Genomic DNA, 26,545 nt, shown 5'->3' on the forward strand with positions numbered 1-26,545 from the left:
GCACGCGGCCACCGTGCGCGCCACCTCGGCGGCCAGCCGGTTCTGCGCGCACAACAGCCCGCGCAGCCGCACCAGCAGCGCCGGCCCGAACAACGGCGCCAGCTCCTCCCCGCCCAGGGCGTCGAGGGCTGCGGTCAGCGCCCGCAGCGCCTCCGGCAGCTCGTCCACGACACCTCCCCAGCGGTTCGATCAGGCGTTCGAAGCCTACCGCCGCAAGGACCCCGCCGCAGACTGAATCCCCAGGTCAGACGGGTGTCCACAGATCCGCGGGCGCGCTTGACAGGGCACGGCCTCCGCCGCTGTGCGAGTTCGCCAGGGCAGAGGGCCACCTCCCCTCACGGTTCACAGCCCCTCACAGTCCACAGCGCGAGCGAGGCTCGTGCCCCGGTTGATGACGTGGATCCCGACGAGGACCCGGGTCAGTGGTGGCCGATCTCCACCGCGAACTGGACGGCCGGATGGATCGTGTGCGTGGCCTGGACGGCCATCGCGTGCAGGCCGAGCGAGACGTCCCGACGGCCGTCGGACCAGGTCGTCCACACCGGGTCGGTCTCGCGACGTGGTGCAGCTGGCCGCGGACGACCCGCGCCTCGATCCGCTCGGTGACCTGCTTCAGCAGCACGTGCGCCGCGGTGTCCGTCGCGACGTTCGCGATCAGGCCGATGAAGGCTCCGCCTCCCGATGTGCCGGTGTGGACCCGGCTCATGCCCTGACCGTCCTCGTGCTCCCACTGGGAGTCGAGGACGCTGCCGTCTCCGTCAACGGGGGTACTGAGCCAACCGCCGTCTCGAAGCGCCCGGGCGACGGAGTCCATGTCGTCGATCGACGGCTCGTGCAGGGCGAGGTCGACGACCGCGAGGAGCGTGCCCGGGTCCACGGGGGCGGCCTGACATCTCCGGAGGGAACACGTCAGCCGACCGGACCCACCTCGGTCCCGAGCCTGTGGACGGTGACTCCGCGGCACCGACCTCGCCGTGTGGTCGCCGGACCCGCGCCACACCGCGCGGTCGGCGGCCACACCGCGCGCTCGGCGCCCACCGCGAGCCCCGCGCCCCACGCCGCACCGCGCGATCCCGGCGCCCCGACGGGTCCGGCGCCGACGGCTCAGTCGGTCCCGGCGGTGCGGTCGATCAGCGGGGCCATCCGGTGGTCGACCAGCCGGCGCAGGGCCAGGGCGGTGTCGGTCCGCTGGACGCCGGGGATGGTCAGCACGTGCTCGGTGATCCGCCACAGGTCGTCGGCGTCGGTGGCCACGACGCGGACCAGCAGGTCGGCGACGCCGGACAGCGCGGTGACCTCGAGCACCTCGGGGATCTGCGCCAGCGCCTCGCCGACGTCGGCCAGGCTCCGCTGCACCACCTGCACGGTCACGTAGGCCCCGAGCCGGTAGCCGAGCGCCTCCGGCTGCACCCGCGCGTCGAAGGGCGCCAGCACCCCGCTGCTCTCCAGCCGGGCCAGCCGCGCCTGCACGGTGTTGCGCGCCAGGCCGAGCCGCTGCGACAGCGCCATGACCGTCGCGCGGGGGTCCTCGGTCAGGGCCCGGAGCAGGCGGGCGTCGGTGGCATCGAGGGCCGGCACGTTGCTCAGTCTGACATGCGAGGACGTCCTACTACCGAGCATTCTGCGCACCAGGTGGGACAGGGCTTGCGCAGACCGGCGGAGCGGTGATCTTCTCGCCGGGGCCCGGGACGTGTCACGATGTGTGAGTGGCGCCACACCCCGGTGCCGCGAGACGTCCAGCTCCGCCAGCGCCGGCGACCCCGGCCGCTGCGGCCGACGGCGAGGAGATGCCCGTGAGCCTGTCGAGCGCGGCCACCGAGGTGGTCGACCCGGTACCCGGGGCCGGGGCGCCCCACCTGCCGCAGCAGCCGGACCTGGTGCAGCTGCTGACCCCGGAGGGCGAGCGGGTCGAGCACCCCGACTACTCCATCGACGTCTCCGACGAGGAGCTCCGCGGCCTCTACCGCGACCTGGTGCTGGTCCGCCGGTGGGACGTCGAGGCGACCGCCCTGCAGCGCCAGGGCGAGCTGGGCATCTGGGCCTCGCTGCTGGGTCAGGAGGCAGCCCAGATCGGCGCCGGCCGCGCGCTGCACCCGGAGGACATGGCCTTCCCGACCTACCGCGAGCACGGGGTGGCGTGGACGCGCGACGTCGACCCGCTGCACGTCATCAGCCTGTTCCGCGGCGTCGACAACGGCGGCTGGGACCCCGTCGCCACCCGCTTCAACCTCTACACCGTCGTCATCGGCGCGCAGTGCCTGCACGCCACCGGCTACGCGATGGGCCTGCAGCGCGACGGCGCGGAGGCCGCCGCGCTGGCCTTCCTCGGCGACGGCGCGACCAGCCAGGGCGAGGTCAACGAGGCGATGATCTGGGCGGCGAGCTTCTCCGCGCCGGTCGTCTTCTTCTGCCAGAACAACCAGTACGCGATCAGCGTCCCGCTGGAGCGCCAGTCGCGGGTGCCGCTCTACCAGCGGGCCGCGGGCTTCGGCTTCCCGGGCGTCCGGGTCGACGGCAACGACGTCCTCGCCGTCCTGGCGGTCACCCGCGCGGCGCTGCAGGCCGCTCGCGAGGGGCAGGGGCCGACGTTCATCGAGGCGTTCACCTACCGGATGGGCGCGCACACCACCTCCGACGACCCGACGCGCTACCGGCTGGCCAGCGAGCTGGAGGAGTGGAAGCTGCGCGACCCCATCGCCCGGCTCAAGGCGCACCTCTCCCGCAGCGGCGTCGCCGACCACGACTTCTTCGAGGCCGTCGAGGCCGAGGCCGACGAGCTGGCCAAGCGCATTCGCAGCGGGACCGTCGAGATGCCCGACCCGCCGGGCACGGCGATGTTCGACCAGGTCTACGCCGAGCAGACGCCGCACCTGGCCGCGCAGCAGGCGGAGTTCGAGGCGTACCAGGCCTCGTTCGAGGGAGGCGAGCACTGATGGGCGTGCAGACCCTCACCATCGGCAAGGCGCTCAACCTGGGCCTGCGCCGGGCCATGGAGGACGACGCCAAGGTCGTGCTCATGGGCGAGGACATCGGCCGGCTCGGCGGCGTCTTCCGGATCACCGACGGCCTGCAGAAAGACTTCGGCGAGGACCGCGTCGTCGACACGCCGCTGGCCGAGGCCGGCATCCTCGGCACCGCCGTCGGCCTGGCCATGCGCGGCTACCGGCCGGTCTGCGAGATCCAGTTCGACGGGTTCGTCTTCCCCGCCTACAACCAGATCGTCACCCAGGTCGCCAAGATCCACGCGCGCTCCCGCGGGAAGCTGGCGATGCCGATCGTCATCCGCATCCCCTTCGGCGGCGGCATCGGCGCGGTCGAGCACCACAGCGAGAGCCCCGAGGCCTACTTCGCGCACACCCCCGGCCTCAAGGTCGTGGCGGTCAGCAACCCGGTCGACGCCTACTGGGGCATCCAGCAGGCCATCGCGCACCCCGACCCGGTCGTCTTCCTCGAGCCCAAGCGCCGGTACTGGGAGAAGGCCGAGGTGGACACCGACGCGACCCCCGAGCCGCTGTTCGCCTCCCGTGTCGTCCGCGGCGGTGACGACGTCACCGTCTGCGCCTACGGCCCGATGGTGAAGACGGCGCTGCAGGCGGCCGAGGCGGCGGCGGAGGAGGGCCGCTCGCTCGAGGTGGTCGACCTGCGCACGCTGTCCCCGCTCGACCTCGACCCGGTGTTCGACTCGGTGCGGCGGACCGGCCGCTGCGTCGTCGTCCACGAGGCGCCGGTGACCCTCGGCCTGGGCGCGGAGATCGCCGCCCGGGTGACCGAGACCTGCTTCCACTCGCTGGAGGCGCCGGTGCTGCGGGTCGGCGGCTACGACACCCCGTACCCGCCGTCGAAGCTGGAGGAGGAGTACCTCCCCGACCTCGACCGGGTGCTCGACGCCGTCGACCGCGCGATGGGGTTCTGAGGCCATGGCGCTGCGTCAGTTCAAGCTCCCCGACGTCGGCGAGGGGCTCACCGAGGGCGAGATCCTGCAGTGGCTGGTCGCCGTCGGCGACACGGTCACGATCAACCAGCCGCTGTGCGAGGTGGAGACGGCCAAGGCCGCCGTCGAGCTGCCCTCGCCGTACGCCGGCACGGTGACCCAGCTGCTGCACGAGGCCGGGACGACGGTCGACGTCGGCACGCCGATCATCACCATCGACACCGGTGGGGACGCCGAGCCGGGGCCGGCACCCGCCGCGCCGGCCACCGAGCAGCCGGCCACCGGGCAGCCGGCCACCGGGCAGCCGGCCACCGGGCAGCCGGCCTCCGGCCAGCCCGCGGCGGACCAGCCCGCCGCCGGGCTCATCGGCGGTGCGGCCCCCGGTGGGCGGACCGCCGTCCTGGTCGGCTACGGCCCGCGCACCACCGAGGCGCGCCGGCGGCCGCGTCGCGCCGTCCACCACCACGGGGCGCCGACGCCGCTGGCCGGGTCCGCCGACGACGACTCCCGGTCGACACCGTTGCTGACCACCGCGCCCGACGCCCGCACCAAGCCCGTCCGGCACGGCGGGCTGGAGGTCGGCCGGGCCGCCGAGGCGCACGCCGCCGTCGAGGAGGCGGCGACCGCGCTGGTCGCCGCGCCGGGGCACGGGCGGCCGCGGCCGCTGGCCAAGCCGCCGGTGCGCAAACTGGCCAAGGACCTCGGGGTCGACCTGACCACGCTGACCGGCACCGGCGACGGCGGCGTGATCACCCGCGCCGACGTGCAGGCCGCCGCGTCGACGGGACAGGCACCGACGCCGGCACCGGTCCCGGCGGCCACGGCCGGGGACCAGCGGATCCCGATCAAGGGGGTGCGCAAGCACACCGCCGCCGCGATGGTGGCCAGCGCGTTCACAGCGCCGCACGTCACCGAGTTCCTCACCGTCGACGTCACCCGGATGATGAAGCTGCGCACCCGGCTGGCGGCGCGCCCGGAGTTCGCCGGGGTCAAGGTCAGCCCGCTGCTGTTCGTCGCCAAAGCGCTGCTGCTGGCCGCGCGCCGGCACCCGATGGTCAACAGCTCCTGGGACGAGGCGGCGCAGGAGATCGTCGTCCACGGCCAGGTGAACCTCGGGATCGCGGCGGCCACGCCGCGGGGACTGGTCGTGCCCAACATCAAGGACGCCGGCCGGCTCTCCCTGACCGAGCTGGCCGCCGCCCTGGGCGAGCTGACCGAGACCGCGCGGGCCGGGCGCACCGCCCCCGCGGACATGACCGGCGGCACGATCACGATCACCAACGTCGGGGTGTTCGGCGTCGACACCGGGACGCCGATCCTCAACCCCGGCGAGTCGGCGATCCTGGCCTTCGGCGCCGTCCGCGAGATGCCGTGGGTGCACAAGGGGAAGGTCCGGCCGCGGCAGGTGACCCAGCTGGCGCTGTCGTTCGACCACCGGATCATCGACGGGGAGCTGGGCAGCCGGTTCCTCGCCGACGTGGGGGCGCTGCTGTCCGACCCCGGCACGGCGCTGGCCTTCTGACCGGGGAACGGCCGAGACTGCACCCGTGGAACGCCTTCGTCTCGCGCTGCCGCTGCTCGGGCTGTTCGTCGCGCTGACCGTGCTGGCCACGCTGTTCTCCGGCAGCCGCCCGGCCACCGAGCCGGGGGTCCTGCCGTCGGCGCTGCAGATCGCCGGCTACCTGGGCGCGGTCACCGGGGGCGTGCTGCTGCTCACCGTCCCGGGGCCGGGCGTCCACCGACGGGCCGGCCTCGTGGTGCTGGGCGCGGTGGTCGTGCTGGCGCTGCTCGACGCGTGGACGCAGGACGACGCCGGCGCGAACATCGGTGGCGGGCTCGTGCGGCTGGTGTGCCTGGTCGCCGTCGTCGTGGCGACGGTGCGCGTCGGTGCGGAGGCCGTCTCCCGTGGCCGCCTGTCCTGAGGCGCCGTGCCACGCTCTCGTCCCGTGACCGACCTGCAGCGGCTCCTGGACCTCGCCGAGCGCTCCGCGGTCGACAGCGGCTTCGGCTACCTGGGCAGTGACGGCGCGGTCCTCGCCGACCGGCCGCTGGAGACGTGGATCGTCGCGCGGATGACGCACGTGTTCGGGCTCGCCTCCCTGCTGGGCCGGCCCGGGGCGGCCGACCTGCTCGCCCACGGCGTCCGGGCGCTGACCTCCGGGCCGTTGCGCGACAGCGAGCGCGGGGGCTGGTCCGCGGCGGTCGGCGACGACGCGAAGACCGCCTACGTGCACGCCTTCGTCGTCCTGGCCGGGGCGACGGCGACCGGAGCCGGGAACCCCGGCGGGCCGGCGCTGCTCGACGACGCGCTCGAGGTCTGGCAGGCCCGCTTCTGGGACGACGCCGCGGGGCTCGCGGTCGAGGAGTGGGACGCCGCCTGGACGACGCTGTCGGACTACCGCGGCGCCAACGCCAACATGCACGGCGTCGAGGCGTCGCTGGCCGCCGCCGACGCGCTGGGCGAGGACCCGCGGGCGACCCGGCTGCGGCGGCAGGCGCTGCGCGCGACGGAGCGGATCGTGCACGGGTTCGCGCGCGAGCGGGAGTGGCGGCTGCCGGAGCACTTCACCCCCGGCTGGACGCCGCTGCCCGACTACAACCGCGACCAGCCGGCGCACCCGTTCCGGCCCTACGGCGTGACGATCGGGCACCAGTTCGAGTGGGCCCGCCTGTGCCTGCACCTGCGCGCGGCGCTGCCGGACGCGCCCGCGTGGCTCCTGGACGACGCGGTCGGGCTGTTCGACGCCGCCGCGGACCGCGGGTGGGCCGCCGACGGGCACGACGGCTTCCCGTACACGCTGGACTGGGACGACCGGCCGGTCGTGGGCGCCCGCATGCACTGGGTGCTGTGCGAGGCGATCGCCGCGGCGAGCGTGCTGGGCGAGGTCACCGGCGAGGACCGCTACGGCGCGCTGGCCGACCGGTGGCGGGCGCACGGCGAGGCCCGGTTCGCCGACCCGGTGACCGGCAGCTGGCGCCACGAGCTGACGCCGTCCGGCGAGGTGGCCTCCGGGACGTGGGCGGGACAGCCCGACGCCTACCACCTGGCCCAGATGCTGCTGCTCTCCGAGGGCCGGCCGGTGCGGGGGAGCGTGGCGGCGAGCCTGGCTTGAGCGCGGGATCCGGACGTGTCCCGTCCGATCCCGAGGGGTACGTCGTGCACGACGGAGTCCCCGAGCAGAGGAGCAGGCAGTGGCCAGCGTGCAGGAAGCCATCGACGTCGACGTCCCCATCCGGGTCGCCTACGACCAGTGGACGCAGTTCGAGTCCTTCCCGCAGTTCATGGGCGGGGTGGAGCGGATCACCCAGCTCGACGACACGCACACCCACTGGGTCACCAGCATCGACGGCGTCAAGCGGGAGTTCGACGCCGAGATCACCGAGCAGCGCCCCGAGGAGCGGGTGGCGTGGACCAGCACCAGCGGTGAGGCCAAGCACGCCGGTGTCGTCACCTTCCACCGGCTGGACGACGCCAGGACCCGCGTGATGATCCAGATCGACTGGGAGCCCGAGGGCCTGGTGGAGAAGGCCGGCGCGGCGCTGGGCTTCGACGACCGGCAGGTCAAGGCCGACGCCAAGCGGTTCAAGGAGTTCATCGAGAGCCGCGGCACCGAGACCGGTGCCTGGCGCGGTGAGGTCTCCCGGCCCGACCAGCCGTAGGAGGACGCCCTCGCCCCCACCCTCACACGTTCGGGGCGGGACCCTGCGAGGGCGCCGTTCCAGCCAGCACCGCACGTGACGGCGCCCGCCCCCTTCTGCAGGGGACGGGCGCCGTCGTTCTAGGGGAGGGCCGGGCTCACTCGGCGTCGAGGTCCTGGGCGACCAGGCCGGCGATCTGCTCGAGCACGGCCGGGTCGTCGCTGGTGACGACGACCTCCGTCCCTTGCTTGGCCCCGAGCGTCATGATCATCAGCGGCGACCCGGCGTCCACCGCGTTGCCGCCCGCGGTGGCCAGCGTGACCGGGACCCCGGCCTTGCCGACGGCCTCGGCGATCAGGGCCGCCGGGCGGGCGTGCAGCCCGACGCGGGAACCGACGGTGACGACTTGACTGGGCATGGGGAGTCTCCCTGTGTGCTCGGGGCTGGGTGTCGGGGTTACAGCCTGGCGGCTCAGGCGCGAGCCGGCTGGGTGGCGGGGGCGACGGTGTGGGCGTGCTCGAGGTCGACGGCGTCCTCCGGCGCCTCCTCGGCGTCGGACCTGCCGATGCTCTTCGCGATCGTCACCGCGGCCGCGCCGACGACCGTGCCGACGATCAGGGCGACGACGAACATCAGCACGTTGCTCATCGCGAAGAACACGAAGATGCCGCCGTGCGGGGCGCGCAGTTCCACGCCGCTGGCCGCGATGATCGCGCCCGTCGTGGCACCGCCCAGCATCATCGAGGGGATGACCCGCAGCGGGTCGGCCGCGGCGAACGGGATGGCGCCCTCGGAGATGAACGAGGCGCCCAGCAGCCAGGCCGCCTTGCCGTTGTCCCGCTCGGCCGGGGTGTAGAGCTTCGGCCGCACGGCGGTGCTCAGCGCCATCGCCAGCGGCGGCACCATGCCGGCGCCCATGACCGTGGCCATGATGATCAGCGAGCCGCTGGTCTGCGAGGCGAGGCCCGCGGTGGCGAACAGGTAGGCCGCCTTGTTGACCGGACCGCCCAGGTCGAAGCACATCATCAGGCCGAGGATGATCCCGAGCAGCGCCGCCGAGGTGCCGGTCAGGCTGTTGAGCCAGTTGCCCAGGCCCTCGAGGGCGGCGGCCAGCGGTCGGCCGAGCACCGCGACCATGATCCCGCTGGAGATCAGCGTCGCGAGCAGCGGGATGATGACCACCGGCTGCAGCCCGCGGACGCCGGTCGGGAGCTTCCACCTGCTGATCCACAGCGCCACCAGGCCGGCGAGGATGCCGCCCACCAGGCCGCCGATGAAGCCGGCGCCGACGGTGAGGGAGACCGCGCCGATGACGAAGCCGGGGGCGATGCCCGGGCGGTCGGCGATGGCGTAGGCGATGTACCCGGCCAGTGCCGGCACCAGGAAGCCGAACGCCGCCTGGCCGAGGACGGTGCAGATCGCGCCGAGGTAGCCGAAGAAGCCGTCGTTGAGGCCCTCGAGCGGCGGCGCCGACGGCAGGTTGAGGAACGTGCTGTTGAGGACCCAGTTCAGCGCGAAGCTGTCGCCGCTCGCCGACGCCGGGTCGGGGTTGACGATCTGGTAGCCGCCGAAGAGGAAGCCCAGCGCGATGAGCAGGCCGCCCGCGGCGACGAACGGGATCATGTAGCTCACGCCGGTGAGCAGCCAGCGGCGGATCTCCGCGCCGGTGCTCGGCTTGCCGGCCGCCGCGGTGCCGGCGTCCGCGCCGGCCGCGGCGCCACCGGGCACCCGGCGGGCGTTCGGGTCGTCGGCGGCGGCCAGCGCCTCGCGGATCATCACCTCGGGCTCGTTGATGGCCCGCTTGGTGCCGGACTGCACCAGCGGCTTGCCGGCGAACCGGTCCCGGTCCTTCACGCCGACGTCGACGGCGAAGATGACCGCGTCGGCGCCGCGGATCACGTCCGAGGCGAGCGGCGTGGAGCCCGAGGAGCCCTGCGTCTCCACGTGGACGTCGACCCCGGCGGCCTGCCCCGCGGCGGTGAGCTTGTCGGCGGCCATGTAGGTGTGCGCGATGCCGGTCGGGCAGGCGCTGACCACCACGACACTGCGCCGGGCGCCGTCGGCGGGCGCAGCCGGCGCGGACGTCCCCGTGGCGGGAGCGGCGGCCGTGGGGGGCGCACCGGGGGCCGGCACGGCCGCCGCGGGGGACGCGGCGGGCGCGGGCTCGGGGGAGACGACCTCCTCCACCAACCGGACGATCTCGGCGTCGGAGCCTGCGGACCGCAGGGAGGCGACGAACTCCGGCCGCACCAGGGCCCGGGCCAGCGCGGTGAGCAGGGTGAGGTGGTCGGCGTCCCCGTGCGCCGGCGCGGCGATGAGGAAGGCCAGGTCGGCCGGGCCGTCGGGCGCGCCGAAGTCGACCTTCGGCGACAGCCGGGCGAAGGCCAGCGACGCCTCGGTCACCGCCTCGGACCGGCAGTGCGGGATGGCGATCCCGCCAGGCAGGCCGGTGGCGGCCTGCGCCTCGCGGGCCAGGGCGTCCTCGGCGAGCCCGTCGGCGCTGGAGGCCCGGCCGGCGCCGGCGACCAGCGCCGCGAGCCGGCGGACGACCGAGCTCTTGTCGGAACCCAGGTCGGCGTCGAGTGCGACCAGGTCGGGAGTGATCAGGGCGGGCATGGCTACCTCTCCGAGAGGCGTCAGCGGACGTCGCGGCCGGCGGCCGGGACGGTGGTGGTGCCGGGTGCGGTGGTGCCGGGTGCGGTGGTGCTGGCGGGAACGGACTCGGTGGCGACCTCGGCCGCGAGCCGGGCGGCCTGGCCGGGCGTGGGGACGGCGGACCCCGGCAGGGACGCGCTGGCCGCGCCGTGGGCGACCGCGCTGCGCAGCCGCTCGGCCGGGGCGGCCCCGGCGAGGTCGGCGAGGACCAGCCCGGCGAGGCTGCAGTCGCCGGCGCCCACCGTGCTGCGGACCGTGATCGGCGGCGGGGTCGCCGACCACACGCCGTCGGCGGCGGAGAGCAGCGCGCCGTCGGCGCCGAGGGTCAGCAGCACCTCGGCCACGCCGCGCTCGTGCAGCGTGGCGACGGCGGCCAGCAGCGCGCCGCGGTCGGCGGTCAGCTCCGCCTCCGGCACCCCGGTCAGCTGCGCGAGCTCCTCGGAGTTGGGCTTGAGCACGTCCGGGGCGGCGTCCGGCCCGGCGGCGAGCAGCGCGAGCAGCGGGGCCTCGGAGGTGTCGACGGCGATCCGCGCGCCGGTGTCGCGCAGCCCGCGGACCAGCTCGGCGTACCAGTCGGCCGGGGTGCCCGGCGGCAGGGAACCGGAGAGCACGACCCAGCGGGCACCCTCGGCGTGCCGGTGCAGCGCGGCGGCCAGGGCGGCGCGCGTGGCGTCGTCGAGGGAGGCGCCGGGCTCATTGAGCTTGGTCGTGGTGCCGTCGGGCTCGGCCAGCGTGTAGTTGGTGCGGACCGGCGCCGCGACGGGCACGGTGGCCATCGGCAGGCCGATCCGCCGCAGGGCCCCCACGATCGGGTCGTCGTCCCCGGCCGGGAGCACCGTCACGACGTCCCCGCCGGCGGCGGCGATCGCACGGGCCACGTTGACCCCCTTGCCGCCGGGCTCGGTGGAGCTCGGCGCGAGGCGGGCCACGCTCCCGCGCTGCAGGGGGCCGGGGAGGGAGAGCGTGCGGTCCAGGCTCGGGTTGGCGGTGAGGGTCACCACGCGACCGACGGGAGCGGCCGGCCCGGCGCTCACGCGACCACGACCTCGACGCCGGCGTCCTCGAGCCGGGCCACGTCGGCGGGGTCGGCGTCGGAGTCGGTGACCAGGACGTCGACGTCGGCCGGGGCGGCGAACCGGACCAGGTGCTCGCGGCCGAGCTTGCTGCTGTCGGCGAGCACGACCACCTTCTGGCCGGCCCGGGCCATGGCGCGCTTCACGGCGGCCTCCGCGTCGTCGGGGGTGGTGAACCCGTGGTCGGGGGTGACGCCGTTGGCGCCGAGGAAGGTGACGTCGACGCGGAGGTCGGCCAGCGTGGCCAGGACCGGGGAGCCGACCGCGCACTGGGTGATGCCGCGGACCCGCCCGCCCAGCACCTGCAGGTCGATGCCGGGGGCCCCGGCGAGCCGGGCGGCGATCGGCACGGAGTTGGTGGCGACGAACAGGCGGCGGTCGCCCGGCAGGAGCTCGGCGAGGGCGGCGGTGGAGCTGCCGCCGTCGAGCACCAGGCTGCCGTCGGCGCCGGGCACGAGGTCGAGCGCGGCGGCGGCGACCTTGCGCTTCTGCTCGCTGCGGGTGCCGTGCCGCTCGCCCAGCGCCGTCTCCACGTAGGTGAGGGCGCCGGCGGGGACCGCGCCGCCGTGCACCCGCCGCACCGTGCCGGACCGCTCGAGGACGGCGAGGTCGCGCCGCACGGTCTCGGTGGTGACGCCGAACTGCTCGGCCAGGGCGGTCACCGACACCCGCCCCCGGTCGGCCACCAGCCCGGCGATCGCGTGCTGCCGCTCTTCGGGGTACACGGGCGCCACCCCCTTCCATGCCCGGTCATGTTGGTTTGGCGTTGTGATGGTGTTGTTCTACGTCCGATCCGTTGACAAGTCAACACTTTTTCGTGACGCTGGTCACCGACGGCGTCCCGCTCCCCCTATCCGAGGCGAGGTACCCATGTCCACCACCGCACCCGGAACCACCGCCCTGCCGCAGACCGGTGGGCCCGTGGTCCTGCCCGGCACCCCGGTCGTCCCCGGCGTGGTGCTGGGCCCGGTGGTCCGCCCGTCCGGCGCGGTGCAGCTGCCCGCCGACGAGGGGGCCGTCGTGCCGGAGGACCGCCGCGCAGGGGAGAAGGAGCGCTTCGTCGCCGCGGCGGGCGCCGTCGCCGACCGGCTCACCGAGCGGGCCGCCGGCGCGACAGGGGTCAGCGCCGAGGTGCTGGCCACCACCGCGGGGCTGGCCCGCGACCGCGGCCTGCTCTCGGCCGTGGAGCAGCGGATCGACGCCGGCACGCCGGCCGCCGTCGCCACCGTGGGCGCCGCGCAGCAGTTCGTGGACCTGTTCACCTCGCTCGGCGGGCTGATGGCCGAGCGGGTCACCGACGTGCGCGACGTCCGCGACCGGATCGTCGCCGAGCTCACCGGGCAGGGGGAGCCCGGCGTGCCCCGGCCCGAGGTGCCGTCGGTACTGCTGGCCGAGGACCTCGCGCCGGCCGACACCGCCGGTCTCGACCCGGCCCGCGTGATCGGCCTGGCCACCCGGCTGGGCGGGACCACCAGCCACACCGCGATCATCGCCCGCCAGCTCGGGCTGCCCTGCGTCGTCGCTGTGGGCGGCCTCGACGACGTCCCGGTGGGCGCGACGGTGCTCCTGGACGGCGAGCGGGGCAGCGTCACCGTCGACCCCGACCTCGCCGAGGCCGCCGCCCGCGTGGAGAGCTCCCGCGCCGCCGCCGCGGCGCTGGCCGGCTACCGCGGACCGGGGCGCACCAGGGACGGCGTCGAGGTGAAGGTCCTGGCCAACGTGCAGGACGGCGCGGGCGCACGGGGCGCGGCAGCGAAGTACGCCGAGGGGGTCGGCCTGCTGCGCACCGAGCTGGCCTTCCTCAGCCGGGCGGAGGAGCCCTCGGTGGAGGAGCAGGCCGCGGGCTACGCCGAGGTGTTCGAGGCGTTCCCGGGACGCCGCGTCGTCGTCCGCACGCTGGACGCCGGGTCGGACAAGCCGCTGGCGTTCGCCACGATGCCGGACGAGGAGAACCCGGCGCTCGGCGTCCGCGGCCTCCGTGTCGCCCGCCGGGACCCCGGGCTGCTGGAGCGGCAGCTGGACGCCATCGCGGAGGCCGCCCGGCGGACCGGTGAGGAGCCGTGGGTGATGGCGCCGATGGTGGCGACCGTCCCGGAGGCGGCCGAGTTCGGTCGGCTGGTGCGCGACCGCGGCCTCGTCCCCGGCGTGATGATCGAGGTGCCATCCGCGGCGCTGCACGCCGACCGGCTGCTCCAGCACGTCGACTTCCTGTCGATCGGCACCAACGACCTGTCGCAGTACACCCTCGCCGCCGACCGGCTCTCCGCCGACCTCGCCGACCTCACCGACCCGTGGCAGCCGGCGCTGCTGGCCCTGGTGCGGCTGACCGCCGAGGCCGGCCTCCGTGCGGGCAAGCCGGTCGGCGTCTGCGGGGAGGCCGCCGCCGACCCGCTGCTCGCCTGCGTGCTCGTGGGCCTGGGGGTGACCTCGCTGTCGTGCGCGGCCTCGTCCATCGCCGGGGTCGGCGCGCGGCTGGCCACGGTGGACACCGACACCTGCCGCCGGGCCGCCGAGGCCGCCCTGGCCGCCGACGACCCGCGCAGCGCCCGTGCGGCGGTGCGGGCCGTGCTCGGCGTCGACTGAGGCCGAACTCACCCCGCTGGGTGAACAACCATCGCCGTGTCGCGCTGTTGACCTCTCTTCCTTCGGAATTATCGAGCTCGCACCTTGCTTGCTACGGATGCACCCCTCGACGACACCGGAAGAAGGCATCGAACGATGAACAGCGTGACCTCCAGCTGGCGGCAGCGTCGGCAGGCGGCGCGGACGCGCCGGGCGATCGACCGCGCCCTCGCGCGCACCAGCAGCCCGGCGATGCGTGACGAGCTGCTGACGATGGCGAACGGCAGCGGCCCGCTCTTCCGCTGAGGCGCCGACGCGCCGAGAACACTGCACGACCCCGGCCTCCCTGCGGGAGACCGGGGTCGTCTGCTGTCCGCGGCCCTCGGTGCAGGCCGTGGACGACGGGGTCCTCTCAGTGCAGGCCGTGGACGACGGCGTGGCCCCGGCCGCGGCTGATCATCCAGCGGTTCACCGGCAGGGTGACGACGAAGGCGACGGCGAGCGAGCCGGCCAGCGCCAGCCAGAAGAGCGCGCTGCCGATGCCGGTCTCCATGGCGCCGGGCACCGAGAGCATCACGGCGTTGTCGACCACCTCCATGACCGCGATCGACACGGTGTCCGCCGCCAGGGCCACCGTCAGCGCCCGCCGGAACGGCAGGCCGGCGCGCAGCACCCCGCGCATGGTGAGGGCGTAGCCGAAGACGAAGGCCAGCGCGACGGCCAGGGCGACGGTGGCCCAGTCGTGCAGCCCCAGCGAGGTGCCGATGACCATGCCGAGGACCTCGCCGATGGCGCAGCCGGTCAGGCAGTGCAGCGTCGCCGAGGCGGCCGTCGCCCACGGGACCCGGCCGGCCCCAGGGGCGTGGCCCGCGTGCCCGGCGTCCTGGTGGTGGTTCACGGCTGTGTCCACGGTGGCTCCTCCGTCCGTTGTACCTATACCCCCTAGGGGTACAACGCCGTTCTACTCCGCGGCGGGCCCCGGCGCAAGGGGCGGACCGCCGGGAGGCCGACGTCCCCCCTTCGGGGCGTTTCCCTCAACCCGGTCGCCAGGAGCGCCGATCGAGCAGTCGTGAGGACACCGGGCCGGACCTGCCCACCACGACGTCGCCGGACACGAGGGCACGCGCGGTGACCGCGTCCGTGCCCGAGCCGCGGGAGACCTCCGGGGCCACCACCGGCCTCGTCCTCGGCTACGTGCGTCGCCAGGCCGGGGACGCCGCCGTCGCGGAGGTCCTGCGCCGCGCCGGGGTGACCGCCCCCGCAGAGGAACTGAGCAGCCCCTCGCACTGGTCGAGCTACGACACCCGCATCCGGCTGTTCGCGGCCGCCACCGACGTGCTCGGCGACCCGGGGACGATGCTCCGCGTCGGCAGCGAGGCGCTGGCCCACGGGCTGAACCCGGGGCTGGTCCTGCTGATCCGGGCGATGGGGTCGCCGGCCCAGGTGTACCGGCAGCTGCCGCGGGCGGTGGCCAAGTTCTCGACCACCTCCACGATGGAGGTCCTGGAGGCAGGCGCCCGTCACGCGACCATCCGGTTCACGCTCCACCCCGGTTACCCGCACTCCCGCCTGGACTGCGACTACGCCCGGGGCCTGATCGGCATGGTGCCGGTCGTCTTCGGGCTGCCCCCGGCCGAGGTCCTGCACAGCGAGTGCGAGTCCGACGGGCACCCGGCCTGCGTCTACCACCTCACCTGGGAGCACCGCCGCCGCTGGCGCCGCTCCCGGGCCGCCGCGGACGACGCCCGACCGGAGCTGGCGGCGCTGCGGGAGCAGCTGCGGGTCCTGCAGTCCGCGGCCACCGACCTGGTGGCCAGCGACGACCTGGACACCGTGCTGCGGCGGATCGTGGCGCGGGCCGCCGAGGCGGTGCTGGCCCCGGCGTACGTCCTCGCCGTAGCCGCCCCCGACGGCGGGCGGCCACTGGTGCACGGGGCCGGACTGCCTGCCGAGACCGTCGACGCGCTGGCGGCGACGCTGCTCGCCGGCGCCGACCCCGGCCCCCACGTCGTGGCCGTCGACGTCGCCTCGGCCCGCCGCGCGTACGGCCGGCTCGCGGCGGTCTACCGGCCCGGCGACGGCGCGCTGGGACACGAACGCGAGATGCTCGCCGCGTACGCCGGGCACGCCGCGGCGACGCTGGACCTCCTCATGGCCCTCGACAGTGCCCGGCAGGAGGCCCACCGGGCCGGTGCGCTCCTCACGCTGGCGCACGAGCTGGCGCAGGCGGCGGACGCCGCGGCGGTCTGCTCGGTGGTGGCCGACGCACTGCCGCGGATCGTCGGGTCCGACAGCGGGACGATGCTGCTCTGGGAGCCCGCCGACGGCTCCCTGGTCACTGCAGCCGTCGCCGGGTACACCGGGCCCCGGCGCGACCTGATGCTCACCACCTCCCTGCGGGCCGAGGACACCCCCGAGCTGGTCGGCATGCTGACCGATCGCGAGCCCCGCCTCCTCGACGCGGGGACCTGCAGTGCCGGCCTGGCGCGGCTGCTCGCCAGTCTGGGCGTCACCCACGCGGTCGCCGTCCCGCTGCTGGCCGGCCGGACGTTCCTCGGCGTCGCGACGGCGAGCTGGACGGTCGGCCGGTCGCCCGCCCGGCTGGACGGCGAGGTGCTCGAACGCCTGCGCGGTCTGAGCGACCAGGCCTCGACGGCGCTGCAGAAGGCCCGGCTGCTGGAGACCGTCCGCCACCAGGCGACCCACGACGCGCTCACCGGGCTGCCCAACCGGGTGCTGTTCCTCGAGCGGCTCGCCGGTGCGCTGGCCGCTACCGGCCCGGAGCAGCACGTGGGCGTGCTGTTCTGCGACCTCGACCGGTTCAAGGCGGTCAACGACTCCCTCGGGCACGCCGCCGGGGACGAGCTGCTCCGCCAGGTCGCGGCCCGGTTGCGGGCGGCGGTGCGTCCCGGCGACACGGTGGGCCGGCTCAGCGGCGACGAGTTCGCCGTCCTGCTCCCCGCCCTGGCCCGCGCCGACGACGCCGACCGCGTCGTCGCCCGCGTCCTCGGCTGCTTCGACGAGACCTTCCGGCTCGAGGGCACCGCGGTGGCCGTCGGGACCAGCATCGGGGTCGCCGTCCACAGCGGGGAGTGGGGCGCCGCCGACGACCTGCTGCGCGCTGCCGACTCGGCCATGTACCGGCACAAGCACGCCGGTCGGGCCGGCGCGGACGCCCCCGAGGAGGGTTAGCCGCGCAGGCGGGCGCGCAGGGCCGCCTGCTCCTCGGCGCCGAAGCCGTGCTCGGTCAGCCAGCCCACCGGGCCGTCGTGCCGCTCGTCGAGCAGGGCCAGCAGGCGGTCCATCGTCTCCGCGCGCGGGGTGTGGCTGGCCACGCCGCGGGTGGTCATGTCCTCCGCGTAGGTGGGAGAGGCGGCGAGCTTGGCCACCAGCGCGTCGATCACCTCGGCGGTCAGCGCGTAGTCAGCGACGATCTCCTCGTGCGGGACGCCCGCGACCGCCAGGGAGAACATGACGACCACCCCGGTCCGGTCCTTCCCGGCCGCGCAGTGCACCACGGCCGCGCCGTCCGAGCCGGCGGCCAGGGCGCGCAGCGCACCGAGCACGTTGTCCGGGCGGTGGGCCAGGTAGCCCAGGTAGGAGCGCACCGCCGGCGGCTCCTCCTGGTCGCTCGCGGCCACCTGCCGCGGCAGGATCGACTCGGCCCAGTCGGCGGGCAGCTCCGGCAGGTCGGCCTCCTCGACGGCGAAGACGTCGGTGTGGTGGCCCCGCTCGGGCAGCAGGCTGAAGTGCCGGTGGGTCACCGCGGGCACCGCCCGCAGCGGGCCGCGGCCCTCCAGCAGCACCTCCGCCGTCGTGCGCAGGTCGATGACCTCGCGCAGCCCGACCTCGTCGACCAGCCGCCGGACGTCTGTGTCGCTGAGCGTCTGCAGGTTGTCGCTGCGCAGGATCCGGCCGGGCAGCGTCGTCCCGCCGTCGGCGGTGGGCAGCCCCCCGAGGTCGCGGGTGTTCGTCGTCCCGTCGAGCAGCAGCCAGCGGTCGGTGCGGGTGGAGGTCACCCTCCGACGGTACGTCCGGCCGGCGACGGGACGGGGTCGGCCGGGGGAGTGCCGAGCAACGCGCCGGTGACGGCGAGCAGGCGGGTGCGCAGGGCGGCGCCGCGGCCGGCGAACCCGCGCTGCAGCGCGGCGTACTCGGCCCGGCCCTCGGCGGTCTCGATGCGCACCGGCTCGCGCCCGGAGCTGCGCAGGTCGTAGGGGGAGGCGCGCATGTCCAGCTCGCGGACGTCCCGGGCCAGCTCGAAGCAGTCCAGCAGCAGCTCACCGGGCACGGCGGGACCGAGCTTGGTCGCCCACTTGTAGAGGTCCATGGTCGCGTGCAGGCAGCCGGGCTGCTCCAGGTCGGGCTGGCGGGCGCGGGTCGGCTGCAGGCTGTTCCGGCCGACCGCCGCGGGGGTGAAGAACCGGAAGGCGTCGAAGTGGCTGCACCGGATCGGGTGCGCCTCGACGACGGCGTCCGTGCCGGCCTGCCCCAACCGCAGCGGGAGCGGGTGCCGGCGCTCGTCGGCCCGGTAGACCATCGCCCACTCGTGCAGCCCGAAGCAGCCGGTGAAGGCCGGCCGGGCGGCGGTGGCGGCCATCAGCCGGTGCACGAAGCCGACGGTGTCGCCGCGGTCGGCGAGGAAGGCGGCGGGATCCAGCGCCACGGTGTCCCCGTCGTCCCGGTACCACCGCCACGCGGCGTGCGGTGCGGGGGACGCCAGGGCCGTGCCGGCGCCGGGGTGCCAGCGCCGCAGCACCGACGGGCGGGTCGAGTAGTACTCGTAGAGGAAGTCCTCGACCGGGTGCCGCTCGCCGGTGGCCCGGCGGGCCCGGTGCCCGGCGGTCAGCGCGTCGGCCCGCTCCGCGTGCGCCGCCGACCGCGCCGTCCAGACCTCGCGGGGGAGTCGGTCGGGCTGCACCGGTCCAGCGTAGGAGGGGCGCCGGGGACCTCCGTCCCGCGCTCGGCGGACCGGTGGTGTGCGGGCGTGGCACGTCCGGCCGCGGGAACGCGCCGGGGGTGCACACCGCCTCAGGGCCGGCCGGTCGGCGGCGCGGCGGTGCTCAGTGGGCGCTCCACCCGCCGTCCATGACCAGCGAGCTGCCGGTGACCGAGGCCGCCGCCGGCGAGCACAGGTAGGCCACCGCCTCGGCGACCTCCTCCGGCTCGATCAGCCGCTTGACCGCCGCGGGTGCCAGCATCACCTGCTCCACGACCTGGTCCTCCGACAGGCCGTGCGCCTTCGCCTGGTCGGCGATCTGCCCCTCGACCAGCGGCGTGCGCACGTAGGCGGGGTTGACGCAGTTGGAGGTGACCCCGTGCGGCGCCCCCTCCAGGGCGACCACCTTGGACAGCCCCTCGAGGCCGTGCTTGGCGGTGACGTAGGCGCTCTTGTAGGCCGAGGCGCGCAGCCCGTGGATGGAGCTGATGTTCACGATCCGCCCCCAGCCGCGCCCGTACATGTGCGGCAGCGCGCCCCGGATCAGGCGGAACGGGGCCTCCAGCATCAGCCGGAGGATCAGCGAGAACCGGTCCACGGGGAACTCGTGCACCGGTGCCACGTGCTGCAGCCCGGCGTTGTTGACCAGGACGTCGACGTCGAGGTCGAGGGCGTCGAGGCCGTCGAGGTCGGTGAGGTCGACCGCCAGCGCGGTGCCGCCCACCTCCGCGGCGACGGCCTTCGCCGCCTCGCCGTCCCGGTCGAGCACCACCACGGAGGCGCCGGCCGCCGCCAGCCGGGCCGCGCAGGCCCGCCCGATCCCCGAGGCGCCGCCGGTCACCAGCGCCCGCCGTCCCGCCAGCCCGCCTGCTGCGTCCATGGCCGTCACCGTAGGCCGGGAGCTCGCGGTGCTGCACGTCGTGCGGCCCACGCCCCCGGCCCTGCGCCGGGGAGGCCGCCGACACCGGACGGCAGAGGGCGATCGGGGCCCAACGACCGCCTCCTGAGGTGACGGCCTCCTTCGCCGGCCTTCCTCTCCTCATGGCCGGCGCCGGTCACCGGATCGAGAACGCCCGCAACTCGCCGATCCGCCGCAACCCCGGGATGCTGTGGCCGGAACCACGGCAGCGAGGGGGTGATCGTGGATCTGCGCAGTCGTCCCTGGGCCCTGCCGGCTGCAGCGCGGCGCCGAGCCGCGTACCGCCGACGGCCACCCGCACGCGGCCTCCTCGGGGGTCGCGCCCCGTGTCCTGGGGAGGGCCGCTGGCCTGTCGTCCGGTCGCCTCCCGCGCCGCCGCTGCACCAGTTGCGAACGCTGAGCCGGCCGCCCATGAGCTGCCGGCCTCTCGATCGCCGGGGGGCTCGCGCCCCCCGGCCGGAGACATCCAGAACCTGACCAGATCCTGCACGCGCAGAGGGGATGAGCATTGTCCAGGTCTCACCAGGAAGCCGCTGTCCCGCCGGGGTCACGCACGTCCATCGTCAAGGTCGTCGGCGCCAGCCTCGTCGGGACGACCGTGGAGTGGTACGACTTCTTCCTCTACGGCTCGGCTGCCGCGCTGGTCTTCAACAAGCTGTTCTTCCCCGACTTCGACCCGCTCGTCGGCACGCTGCTCGCGTTCGCGACGTACGCGGTGGGCTTCGCGGCCCGGCCGATCGGTGGGGTGATCTTCGGGCACTTCGGCGACAAGGTCGGGCGCAAGAAGATGCTGGTCATCACGCTGATGCTGATGGGCGGCGCGACCTTCCTCATCGGCCTGCTGCCGACCTACGGGGCGATCGGCGTCTGGGCGCCGATCCTGTTGATCCTGCTCCGACTGGTGCAGGGCTTCGCTCTGGGTGGGGAGTGGGGCGGGGCGGTGCTGATGGCCGCCGAGTACGGCACGCCGGAGCGACGCGGGTACTGGGCCTCCTGGCCGCAGGCCGGTGCGCCGGCGGGCAACCTCCTCGCCGTCGCCGTCCTCGCGCTGGTCTCGGCGGTGACCGACGCCCAGCAGTTCGAGTCCTGGGGCTGGCGCATCCCGTTCCTGCTCAGCGCCGTGCTGGTGGCCGTGGGCCTGTGGATCCGGGTCTCGATCGAGGAGTCGCCGGTCTTCCAGGCCGCCCGGGAGCAGACCGCCAAAGCGGAGGAAGCTCCCAAGCTGCCCGTGGTCCAGGTGCTGCGCCAGTACCCCCGGGAGATCATCCTGGCGATCGGCGCCCGCCTGGCGGAGAACATCGGCTACTACATCTTCACCGCGTTCGCGCTGGCCTATGCCACCGGTGAGGCGGGCGTACCGCGCGGCACGGCGCTGAACGCGGCGCTCGTCGCCTCCGCGATCCACTTCGGTGCCATCCCCGTGATGGGTGCGTTGTCCGACCGGTTCGGCCGCCGGCCGGTCTACCTGGCCGGCGCCGTGGGCGTCGGGGTGTGGGGCTTCGTCTTCTTCACCCTGTACGACTCGCAGTCGTTCCTGCTGCTCGCGATGGCCGGCACGATCGGCCTCGTCTTCCACGCAGCGATGTACGGGCCGCAGGCGTCCTTCTTCTCCGAGCTGTTCTCCACCCAGGTGCGCTACAGCGGCCTGTCGGTGGCGGGACAGGTGTCCTCGATCGTGGCCGGGAGCCTGGCGCCGATCATCGCGACCGCGCTGCTCATCGAGTACGGCAGGTCCCTCCCGATCTCGCTGTACCTCGCCGGTGCCGCGGTACTCACCGCGATCGCCGTCCTGCTCAGCCGGGAGACCGCGCGCAGCGACCTGACGCGGGATCCCGCCGCCGACCGGGCGGCGGTCGGCGCCGGCCGGCGCTGAGCCCCGCACACACACGGGCCGCCCACGACACGTCGTGGGCGGCCCGTCGTGGTGCTGGTCCGGGTCGTGCGCCTCCCTCAGTCGGGGACGTTGCCGGGGCGCACGATGCCGTCGTCGGTCTGGGCGTCGTCGTCGGTGGTGAGGGTGACGTCGCGCTCGCTGCCGTCCGAGCGGTCCTCGCCCGGGACGCCGTCGACCATGTTGGTGTTCGTGGGCCCGTTCGTGGTGTCGGGCGACTCGCGGTAGCCGGTGGGGTCGGACTCGCTCATCAGGTGTCTCAGCCTCCCGATCGTGGGGTGGGGTCCTGGACCTCGCCGGACGGGCCGGAGGTCCGGGCGCGGGCGACGTCGCTGTCGGCGCGGGCAGGCAGGTCGTCGTCGGAGGCGGCGTCCCGCTCGACCGCCTCGTCCCGGGTCAGCGGGACGTCCTCGAACGAGGACCCCGTGTCGCTGTTGTCACCGGTGCCGGACGCGGTGGGCACGCCCTGCTGGATGCGGTCGCTGCCCTGGGGGTCGGTCACGGGGGCCTCCTGTCGACGGCGCTGTCCTCCCGCCCATGCCCGGTGACCCGCCCCTGAAACGGCCGACGGCCGCCGCGGTGACGGATCAGAAGGCGGCCTCGTCGACCGCCATCAGCGCGTTGTCGGTGTGCTCGACGACGACCCGCTCGGCGGACAGGCGCGGCAGCACCTGGGTGCAGAAGAAGCGGGTGGCGGCCAGCTTGCCCTCGTAGAAGTGCCGGTCCCGCTCGCCGACCTCGCCGGCCAGCGCGGTGAGCGCGACCTCGGACTGGCGGACCAGCAGCCACGCGGTGACCAGGTCGCCGACGGCCAGCAGCAGCCGCGAGGTGTTCTGGCCGACCTTGTAGAGGCTGCTCGGGTCCTGCTGGGCGGCGGTGAGGTGGCCGAACATCGCCGTCAGCATCGCCTGGACCTCGCCGAGGGCGGTCCCGAGCAGGGCCCGCTCCTCCTTGAGCCGGCCGTTGCCGGCCTCGGCCTCGACCGTGGCCCGGATCTGCGTGGCCAGCCAGGTGAGCGCGACGCCGCCGTCCTTGACGACCTTCCGGAAGAAGAGGTCCTGACCCTGGATCGCGGTGGTGCCCTCGTAGAGGGTGTCGATCTTGGAGTCGCGGATGTACTGCTCGATCGGGTAGTCCTGCAGGTAGCCCGACCCGCCGAGGGTCTGCAGCGACTCGCTCGTGAGCAGCTGGGTGGCGCGCTCGGAGCCGAAGCCCTTCACGACCGGTAGCAGCAGGTCGTTGACCCGGGCGGCCAGTCGCGCGGTCTCGGTATCGCCCTCGGCCGCGGCCTGGATCGCCCGGTCGCGGGTGCTCGCGGTGTACAGGTACAGCGCGCGCATGCCCTCGACGTAGGACTTCTGCAGCATCAGCGAGCGGCGCACGTCGGGGTGGTGCGTGATGGTCACCCGCGGGGCGTCCTTGCTGGTGGCGGTCAGGTCCGCACCCTGGACGCGGGTCTTCGCGTAGTCCAGCGCCACCTGGTAGCCGGCCGAGAGGGTGGCGATGGCCTTGGTGCCGACGAACATCCGCGCGTACTCGATGATCCGGAACATCTGCGCGATGCCGTCGTGCACGTCGCCGACCAGCCAGCCCCTCGCCGGCACCGGGCCGTCGCCGAAGGTCAGCTCGCAGGTCGTGGAGACCTTCAGGCCCATCTTCTTCTCGACGTTGGTGACGTACACGCCGTTGCGCTCGCCGAGCGCGCCGGTCGCGAGGTCGACGTGGAACTTGGGGACGACGAACAGCGACAGCCCCTTGGTCCCCGGCCCGGCGCCCTCGGGGCGGGCCAGCACCAGGTGGACGATGTTGTCCGACAGGTCGTGCTCGGCCGAGGTGATGAACCGCTTCACGCCGGTGATGTGCCAGGAGCCGTCGGGCTGCGGCACGGCCCGGGTGCGCCCGGCGCCGACGTCGGAGCCGGCGTCGGGCTCGGTGAGCACCATCGTGGCGCCCCAGCGCTTCTCGACCACCAGCTCGGCCAGGCGCTTCTGGTCCGGGGTGCCCAGCTCGTACAGCGTCGCGCCGAACGTCGGGCCCGAGCCGTACATGAAGACGGCGGGGTTGGCCCCCAGGATCATCTCGTAGGCCGCCCAGCGCAGGGCGACGGGAGCGCCGAAGCCGCCGAGCTCGTCGGGCAGGTCCAGGCGGAACCACTCGCCGTCCTGCAGGGCCCGGAACGACCGCCGGAAGCTCTCCGGCAGGGTCACCGAGGAGGTGGCGGGGTCGAACACCGGCGGGTTGCGGTCGGCGTCCTCGAAGGAGGCGGCCAGCGGCCCCTCGGCCAGCCGGCGGATCTCGGCCAGCACGCCGCGCGCGGTCTCGGCGTCCATCTGCTCGAACGGGCCGGTGCCGAAGCGGTGCCTGGTGTCCAGGAACTCGAAGAGGTTGAACTCCAGGTCCCGCAGGTTCGCGGTGTAGTGGCTCATGGCGGATGGCTCCCGTGCTCCGTGCCGGCGCGTTCGTACTGGCTGGTAACAAACGCTATTACCGGCCGGTAACCGCGAGCAAGATCCTCCTCCGGTCGGGGTGTCCTGAGCCCGGTCGCGAGGTGGTTGACCCCCGTCTCCGGGCGGCAGGACACTGGCCGCCTCGTGGAGGGGGGACCTGCCATGGCATGGAACCTCAGGGGCGGCTACGCCGAGACCTGCTCGTGCGAGCTGATGTGCCCGTGCAACCTCTCGTTCGACCACGGCGCCACCTACGACTACTGCCGGGCGACCCTCGCCTTCGACATCCGCGAGGGCCAGATCGACGGCACCGACGTCCGGGGCCGCCGGGTCGTGACGATCATCGACACCCCCAAGGTCATGACCGAGGGCAACTGGCGGATCGGGATGTACGTCGACGACCAGGCCACCGACGAGCAGTTCGACAAGCTGGTCAAGGTCTTCGGGGGCCAGCTCGGCGGGCCGATGGCGGCGCTCGCCCCGCTCGTGGGCGAGATCGTCGGCGTGGAGCGGGCGGCGATCGACATGCGCGACGACGGTCTGCTGCACAGCGTGCGCGTCGGGGACGCCATCGACTTCGAGATCCAGGACATCGTCCCCTTCGGTGTCGAGACCGGTCAGCCGGTGCGCTTCGCCGGCGCGTTCCACCCGGTCGCCCCGGACCTGACGATGGCCGAGGCCCGGCGCTCGCGGATCGACGCCTTTGGCATCTCCTACGAGGGCAGGACCGGGGTGTCCCACGCCGACTTCGCCTGGTCCGCCTGACCCATGAGCGTCCGGGCGCAGGAGCGCGTACCGGACGGTGGCCTCGGGCCCGCCTTCGCCGCCGTCCGTGTCCGGCTCGGGCTCGTCGCCGCGCTGTTCGCGCTCGCCGCCGTGGGCTGGTGGTGGACGGCCCGGCAGATGCGGGGCATGGACGAGGGGCCGTGGAGCGCCCTGGGGACGCTGGGCTGGTTCCTCGGGGTCTGGGTCGTGATGATGGCCGCGATGATGTTCCCGTCGGTCGCCCCGACGGTCGCGCTGTACTCCCGCATGACCCGGCGGCGGTCGCCGGTCTCGCCCCTGCTGTTCGCAGCGGGCTACCTGGTCACCTGGACCGCCGCCGGACTGGTCGCCTTCGCGCTGGCGGCGACCGTGGACCTGCTGGCCGGGGACGTCCTCGCGTGGGACCGCGCGGGCCGGTGGGTCGCAGGGGCCACGCTCCTCGTGGCGGCGGTCTACGAGCTGACCCCGCTCAAGGACGTCTGCCTGGGCAAGTGCCGCAGCCCGCTCGGCTTCCTGCTCGGCTCCTGGCGGGAGGGCCGCCGGGGCGCGCTGCGGATGGGGGCGCAGAACGGCGCGTGGTGCGTCGGTTGCTGCTGGGCGCTGATGGCGTCGCTGTTCGCCCTGGGGGTCATGAGCGTCGTCTGGATGGCCGTGGTCGCCGGCCTGATCGCCGTGGAGAAGACGCTGCCGTGGCGCCGGGTGGCCACCTACGGGACGGCGGCGCTGCTGCTCGTCCTCGGCGTCCTGGTGCTGACCGCCCCCGACGCGATCCCGGCCCTCACCGTCCCCGGTGGGGACATGGCCGGCGAGATGCCGGTGATGGGCGGCTAGCTGCCCGGGTCAGCGGTTGCGGCGGCGGGCGCGCGTCACCAGGCCGGCCAGCCAGACGAGCAGCCCGCCCAGCGCGGCGGCGATGAGCAGCGCCAGGACGAGCGGGGCCTGCACGTTGCCGAACACGAGGCTGACGTCGACGGTCTGGGTGTTGAAGACGACGAACAGCACGAGGATCACCGTCACGAAGAGCAGCAGCGCCAGGGCCAGGGTGCGGCTGACCGCCCGGCCGGCGGACCGGGCCGGGGACGTCGTCCGTCCGGTCGTGGCCGGGGTCGGACCGGCCGGACCGGGGCCGGTCGCCGGGCCGGAGGAGGTCCCGGGGGCAGCCGGGGCGCGCAGCGGGTCGGGTCCAGGCGAGGTCACGGTTCGAGTCTGCGGGTCGGGGCCGCCGGGCGCGAGGTCAGCGCTGCGCGTCCGGCTCGGTTCCCGCGGGCGGGTAGCTCGGGCCGGCGACCCCGTCGGCGGGCCCCTCGCCGCCGCCCTGTGACTCCGGGTCGGCCGGCGGGGCCACGTCCCCACCGAGGGGGCGGACGTCGCGCTCGTCGTCGGGCGTCGGCATGGTCACGCCCCGAGTCTGCGACGGGAGGCGGAGGACCGCTAGCGGGCTCCCGCCGGCCGGATGCGCGGTTGCCCGGGCGGGGACGGCGTCCCCAGACTGCTGCCCACCACCGATCCCCCGGAGCTGCCCGTGACACCGCCCCCTCGTTCCTTCTCCGCCGAGGCGACCGCGCACGCCGCCCGCGCCGCCCGCCTGGACCTGGCCGCCGAGCGGCACGAGTCGGTCGGCGCCTTCCTCGGCGAGATGTACGCGCTGATCGACCGGCTCGACGACGTCCCGCTGGGGGAGACGCCGCCGGCCACCGCCTTCGACGCCCGCTGGGAGGCCTGAC

At 74.7% G+C, this 26,545-nt stretch carries 28 protein-coding genes; 13 read left to right on the top strand and 15 right to left on the bottom strand.

Annotated elements, in window-relative coordinates:
• Nucleotides 1-419: 419 nt before the first annotated feature.
• Nucleotides 420-542, bottom strand: coding sequence for a hypothetical protein (locus tag ACI789_RS22215; RefSeq protein ID WP_457011632.1), 123 nt, complete (start codon nucleotides 540-542; stop codon nucleotides 420-422).
• A gap of 562 nt (nucleotides 543-1,104) precedes the next feature.
• A complete protein-coding gene (locus tag ACI789_RS22220) occupies nucleotides 1,105-1,578 on the bottom strand; it encodes an Lrp/AsnC family transcriptional regulator (protein ID WP_457011633.1) in 474 nt (157 codons plus the stop codon).
• Nucleotides 1,579-1,793: 215 nt separating this feature from the next.
• Here ACI789_RS22220 and pdhA point away from each other — a divergent pair, with 215 nt between their 5' ends.
• The 6 genes from pdhA to ACI789_RS22250 all read left to right on the top strand — a co-directional run bounded on the left by pdhA (nucleotide 1,794) and on the right by ACI789_RS22250 (nucleotide 7,591).
• Entirely contained in the window at nucleotides 1,794-2,933 is a 1,140-nt protein-coding gene (pdhA, locus tag ACI789_RS22225) for a pyruvate dehydrogenase (acetyl-transferring) E1 component subunit alpha (RefSeq protein WP_457011634.1), read from the top strand.
• Entirely contained in the window at nucleotides 2,933-3,913 is a 981-nt protein-coding gene (locus ACI789_RS22230; protein WP_457011635.1) for an alpha-ketoacid dehydrogenase subunit beta, read from the top strand. The genes pdhA and ACI789_RS22230 overlap by 1 nt, the downstream gene beginning before the upstream one ends.
• A 4-nt stretch (nucleotides 3,914-3,917) precedes the next feature.
• Nucleotides 3,918-5,453, top strand: coding sequence for a dihydrolipoamide acetyltransferase family protein (locus ACI789_RS22235; protein ID WP_457011636.1), 1,536 nt, complete (start codon nucleotides 3,918-3,920; stop codon nucleotides 5,451-5,453).
• Nucleotides 5,454-5,478: 25 nt separating this feature from the next.
• On the top strand, nucleotides 5,479-5,853 hold the full coding sequence (locus tag ACI789_RS22240; protein WP_457011637.1) for a hypothetical protein: 375 nt from the start codon (nucleotides 5,479-5,481) through the stop codon (nucleotides 5,851-5,853).
• A 24-nt stretch (nucleotides 5,854-5,877) separates the two neighbouring features.
• Nucleotides 5,878-7,044 carry an AGE family epimerase/isomerase gene (locus ACI789_RS22245; RefSeq protein ID WP_457011638.1) on the top strand — a complete coding sequence of 389 codons (1,167 nt, stop codon included), beginning with the start codon at nucleotides 5,878-5,880 and terminating at the stop codon, nucleotides 7,042-7,044.
• A gap of 79 nt (nucleotides 7,045-7,123) precedes the next feature.
• Nucleotides 7,124-7,591, top strand: a complete 468-nt coding sequence (locus ACI789_RS22250) for an SRPBCC family protein (RefSeq protein WP_457011639.1) — start codon at nucleotides 7,124-7,126, stop codon at nucleotides 7,589-7,591.
• A 136-nt stretch (nucleotides 7,592-7,727) separates the two neighbouring features.
• On the opposite strand, the gene ACI789_RS22255 is transcribed toward ACI789_RS22250, so the two are convergent.
• The 4 genes from ACI789_RS22255 to ACI789_RS22270 are packed head-to-tail and all read right to left on the bottom strand — an operon-like array spanning nucleotide 7,728 to nucleotide 12,023.
• Entirely contained in the window at nucleotides 7,728-7,988 is a 261-nt protein-coding gene (locus tag ACI789_RS22255) for an HPr family phosphocarrier protein (RefSeq protein WP_457011640.1), read from the bottom strand.
• A gap of 53 nt (nucleotides 7,989-8,041) precedes the next feature.
• A complete protein-coding gene (locus tag ACI789_RS22260; protein WP_457011642.1) occupies nucleotides 8,042-10,186 on the bottom strand; it encodes a PTS fructose transporter subunit IIABC in 2,145 nt (714 codons plus the stop codon).
• 20 nt (nucleotides 10,187-10,206) lie between these two features.
• Complete coding sequence (locus ACI789_RS22265) at nucleotides 10,207-11,259, bottom strand: 1-phosphofructokinase family hexose kinase (protein WP_457011643.1); 1,053 nt, start codon at nucleotides 11,257-11,259, stop codon at nucleotides 10,207-10,209.
• Nucleotides 11,256-12,023, bottom strand: coding sequence for a DeoR/GlpR family DNA-binding transcription regulator (locus ACI789_RS22270; protein WP_457011644.1), 768 nt, complete (start codon nucleotides 12,021-12,023; stop codon nucleotides 11,256-11,258). The genes ACI789_RS22265 and ACI789_RS22270 overlap by 4 nt, the downstream gene beginning before the upstream one ends.
• Nucleotides 12,024-12,168: 145 nt before the next feature.
• Between ACI789_RS22270 and ACI789_RS22275 the strand changes: the two genes are divergently transcribed.
• Nucleotides 12,169-13,881, top strand: coding sequence for a phosphoenolpyruvate--protein phosphotransferase (locus ACI789_RS22275; protein ID WP_457011645.1), 1,713 nt, complete (start codon nucleotides 12,169-12,171; stop codon nucleotides 13,879-13,881).
• A gap of 135 nt (nucleotides 13,882-14,016) precedes the next feature.
• Entirely contained in the window at nucleotides 14,017-14,166 is a 150-nt protein-coding gene (locus ACI789_RS22280) for a hypothetical protein (protein ID WP_456916484.1), read from the top strand.
• Between the two features lie 106 nt (nucleotides 14,167-14,272).
• Here ACI789_RS22280 and ACI789_RS22285 read toward each other — a convergent pair whose 3' ends face one another.
• Nucleotides 14,273-14,770 carry a DUF4396 domain-containing protein gene (locus ACI789_RS22285; RefSeq protein WP_457011647.1) on the bottom strand — a complete coding sequence of 166 codons (498 nt, stop codon included), beginning with the start codon at nucleotides 14,768-14,770 and terminating at the stop codon, nucleotides 14,273-14,275.
• A gap of 218 nt (nucleotides 14,771-14,988) precedes the next feature.
• Between ACI789_RS22285 and ACI789_RS22290 the strand changes: the two genes are divergently transcribed.
• Entirely contained in the window at nucleotides 14,989-17,052 is a 2,064-nt protein-coding gene (locus ACI789_RS22290) for a diguanylate cyclase domain-containing protein (protein ID WP_457011648.1), read from the top strand.
• On the opposite strand, the gene ACI789_RS22295 is transcribed toward ACI789_RS22290, so the two are convergent.
• The 3 genes from ACI789_RS22295 to ACI789_RS22305 all read right to left on the bottom strand — a co-directional run bounded on the left by ACI789_RS22295 (nucleotide 17,049) and on the right by ACI789_RS22305 (nucleotide 19,679).
• Complete coding sequence (locus ACI789_RS22295; protein WP_457011649.1) at nucleotides 17,049-17,879, bottom strand: tyrosine-protein phosphatase; 831 nt, start codon at nucleotides 17,877-17,879, stop codon at nucleotides 17,049-17,051. The genes ACI789_RS22290 and ACI789_RS22295 overlap by 4 nt on opposite strands.
• Nucleotides 17,876-18,781: a 3-methyladenine DNA glycosylase gene (locus tag ACI789_RS22300; RefSeq protein WP_457011651.1), complete on the bottom strand. Its 906-nt coding sequence runs from the start codon at nucleotides 18,779-18,781 to the stop codon at nucleotides 17,876-17,878. The genes ACI789_RS22295 and ACI789_RS22300 overlap by 4 nt, the downstream gene beginning before the upstream one ends.
• Before the next feature lie 142 nt (nucleotides 18,782-18,923).
• Complete coding sequence (locus ACI789_RS22305; protein WP_457011652.1) at nucleotides 18,924-19,679, bottom strand: 3-hydroxybutyrate dehydrogenase; 756 nt, start codon at nucleotides 19,677-19,679, stop codon at nucleotides 18,924-18,926.
• Nucleotides 19,680-20,226: 547 nt separating this feature from the next.
• Between ACI789_RS22305 and ACI789_RS22310 the strand changes: the two genes are divergently transcribed.
• On the top strand, nucleotides 20,227-21,591 hold the full coding sequence (locus ACI789_RS22310; RefSeq protein WP_457011653.1) for an MFS transporter: 1,365 nt from the start codon (nucleotides 20,227-20,229) through the stop codon (nucleotides 21,589-21,591).
• A 77-nt stretch (nucleotides 21,592-21,668) separates the two neighbouring features.
• Here ACI789_RS22310 and ACI789_RS22315 read toward each other — a convergent pair whose 3' ends face one another.
• From ACI789_RS22315 to ACI789_RS22325, 3 genes are all read right to left on the bottom strand, one after another.
• Nucleotides 21,669-21,860: a hypothetical protein gene (locus tag ACI789_RS22315; protein ID WP_457011655.1), complete on the bottom strand. Its 192-nt coding sequence runs from the start codon at nucleotides 21,858-21,860 to the stop codon at nucleotides 21,669-21,671.
• An 8-nt stretch (nucleotides 21,861-21,868) separates the two neighbouring features.
• On the bottom strand, nucleotides 21,869-22,111 hold the full coding sequence (locus ACI789_RS22320; protein WP_457011656.1) for a hypothetical protein: 243 nt from the start codon (nucleotides 22,109-22,111) through the stop codon (nucleotides 21,869-21,871).
• 85 nt (nucleotides 22,112-22,196) lie between these two features.
• Nucleotides 22,197-24,035, bottom strand: coding sequence for an acyl-CoA dehydrogenase (locus ACI789_RS22325; protein ID WP_457011658.1), 1,839 nt, complete (start codon nucleotides 24,033-24,035; stop codon nucleotides 22,197-22,199).
• 183 nt (nucleotides 24,036-24,218) lie between these two features.
• Between ACI789_RS22325 and ACI789_RS22330 the strand changes: the two genes are divergently transcribed.
• Both ACI789_RS22330 and ACI789_RS22335 read left to right on the top strand, forming a co-directional pair.
• Complete coding sequence (locus tag ACI789_RS22330; protein ID WP_457011659.1) at nucleotides 24,219-24,821, top strand: DUF1326 domain-containing protein; 603 nt, start codon at nucleotides 24,219-24,221, stop codon at nucleotides 24,819-24,821.
• Between the two features lie 3 nt (nucleotides 24,822-24,824).
• Complete coding sequence (locus ACI789_RS22335; RefSeq protein WP_457011660.1) at nucleotides 24,825-25,652, top strand: DUF2182 domain-containing protein; 828 nt, start codon at nucleotides 24,825-24,827, stop codon at nucleotides 25,650-25,652.
• Between the two features lie 9 nt (nucleotides 25,653-25,661).
• On the opposite strand, the gene ACI789_RS22340 is transcribed toward ACI789_RS22335, so the two are convergent.
• Nucleotides 25,662-26,018, bottom strand: coding sequence for a lipopolysaccharide assembly protein LapA domain-containing protein (locus tag ACI789_RS22340; RefSeq protein ID WP_457011661.1), 357 nt, complete (start codon nucleotides 26,016-26,018; stop codon nucleotides 25,662-25,664).
• A gap of 37 nt (nucleotides 26,019-26,055) precedes the next feature.
• The gene (locus ACI789_RS22345) at nucleotides 26,056-26,220 is read right to left on the bottom strand and encodes a hypothetical protein (protein WP_457011690.1); all 165 of its coding nucleotides are present in this window, start codon (nucleotides 26,218-26,220) and stop codon (nucleotides 26,056-26,058) included.
• 123 nt (nucleotides 26,221-26,343) lie between these two features.
• Here ACI789_RS22345 and ACI789_RS22350 point away from each other — a divergent pair, with 123 nt between their 5' ends.
• Nucleotides 26,344-26,544 carry a hypothetical protein gene (locus ACI789_RS22350; RefSeq protein WP_457011663.1) on the top strand — a complete coding sequence of 67 codons (201 nt, stop codon included), beginning with the start codon at nucleotides 26,344-26,346 and terminating at the stop codon, nucleotides 26,542-26,544.
• The last annotated feature ends 1 nt before the right edge of the window (nucleotide 26,545 follow it).

The organism is Geodermatophilus sp. SYSU D00965 (assembly GCF_054050075.1).

Bases quoted from the DNA above. Each gene is read 5' to 3' on its own strand.
- ACI789_RS22260 (WP_457011642.1), bottom strand. From the start codon at position 10,186: ATGCCCGCCCTGATCACTCCCGACCTGGTCGCACTCGACGCCGACCTG.
- ACI789_RS22335 (WP_457011660.1), top strand. From the start codon at position 24,825: ATGAGCGTCCGGGCGCAGGAGCGCGTACCGGACGGTGGCCTCGGGCCC.
- ACI789_RS22280 (WP_456916484.1), top strand. From the start codon at position 14,017: ATGAACAGCGTGACCTCCAGCTGGCGGCAGCGTCGGCAGGCGGCGCGG.
- ACI789_RS22235 (WP_457011636.1), top strand. From the start codon at position 3,918: ATGGCGCTGCGTCAGTTCAAGCTCCCCGACGTCGGCGAGGGGCTCACC.
- ACI789_RS22315 (WP_457011655.1), bottom strand. From the start codon at position 21,860: ATGAGCGAGTCCGACCCCACCGGCTACCGCGAGTCGCCCGACACCACG.
- ACI789_RS22255 (WP_457011640.1), bottom strand. From the start codon at position 7,988: ATGCCCAGTCAAGTCGTCACCGTCGGTTCCCGCGTCGGGCTGCACGCC.
- ACI789_RS22325 (WP_457011658.1), bottom strand. From the start codon at position 24,035: ATGAGCCACTACACCGCGAACCTGCGGGACCTGGAGTTCAACCTCTTC.
- ACI789_RS22230 (WP_457011635.1), top strand. From the start codon at position 2,933: ATGGGCGTGCAGACCCTCACCATCGGCAAGGCGCTCAACCTGGGCCTG.
- ACI789_RS22330 (WP_457011659.1), top strand. From the start codon at position 24,219: ATGGCATGGAACCTCAGGGGCGGCTACGCCGAGACCTGCTCGTGCGAG.
- ACI789_RS22305 (WP_457011652.1), bottom strand. From the start codon at position 19,679: ATGGACGCAGCAGGCGGGCTGGCGGGACGGCGGGCGCTGGTGACCGGC.
- ACI789_RS22275 (WP_457011645.1), top strand. From the start codon at position 12,169: ATGTCCACCACCGCACCCGGAACCACCGCCCTGCCGCAGACCGGTGGG.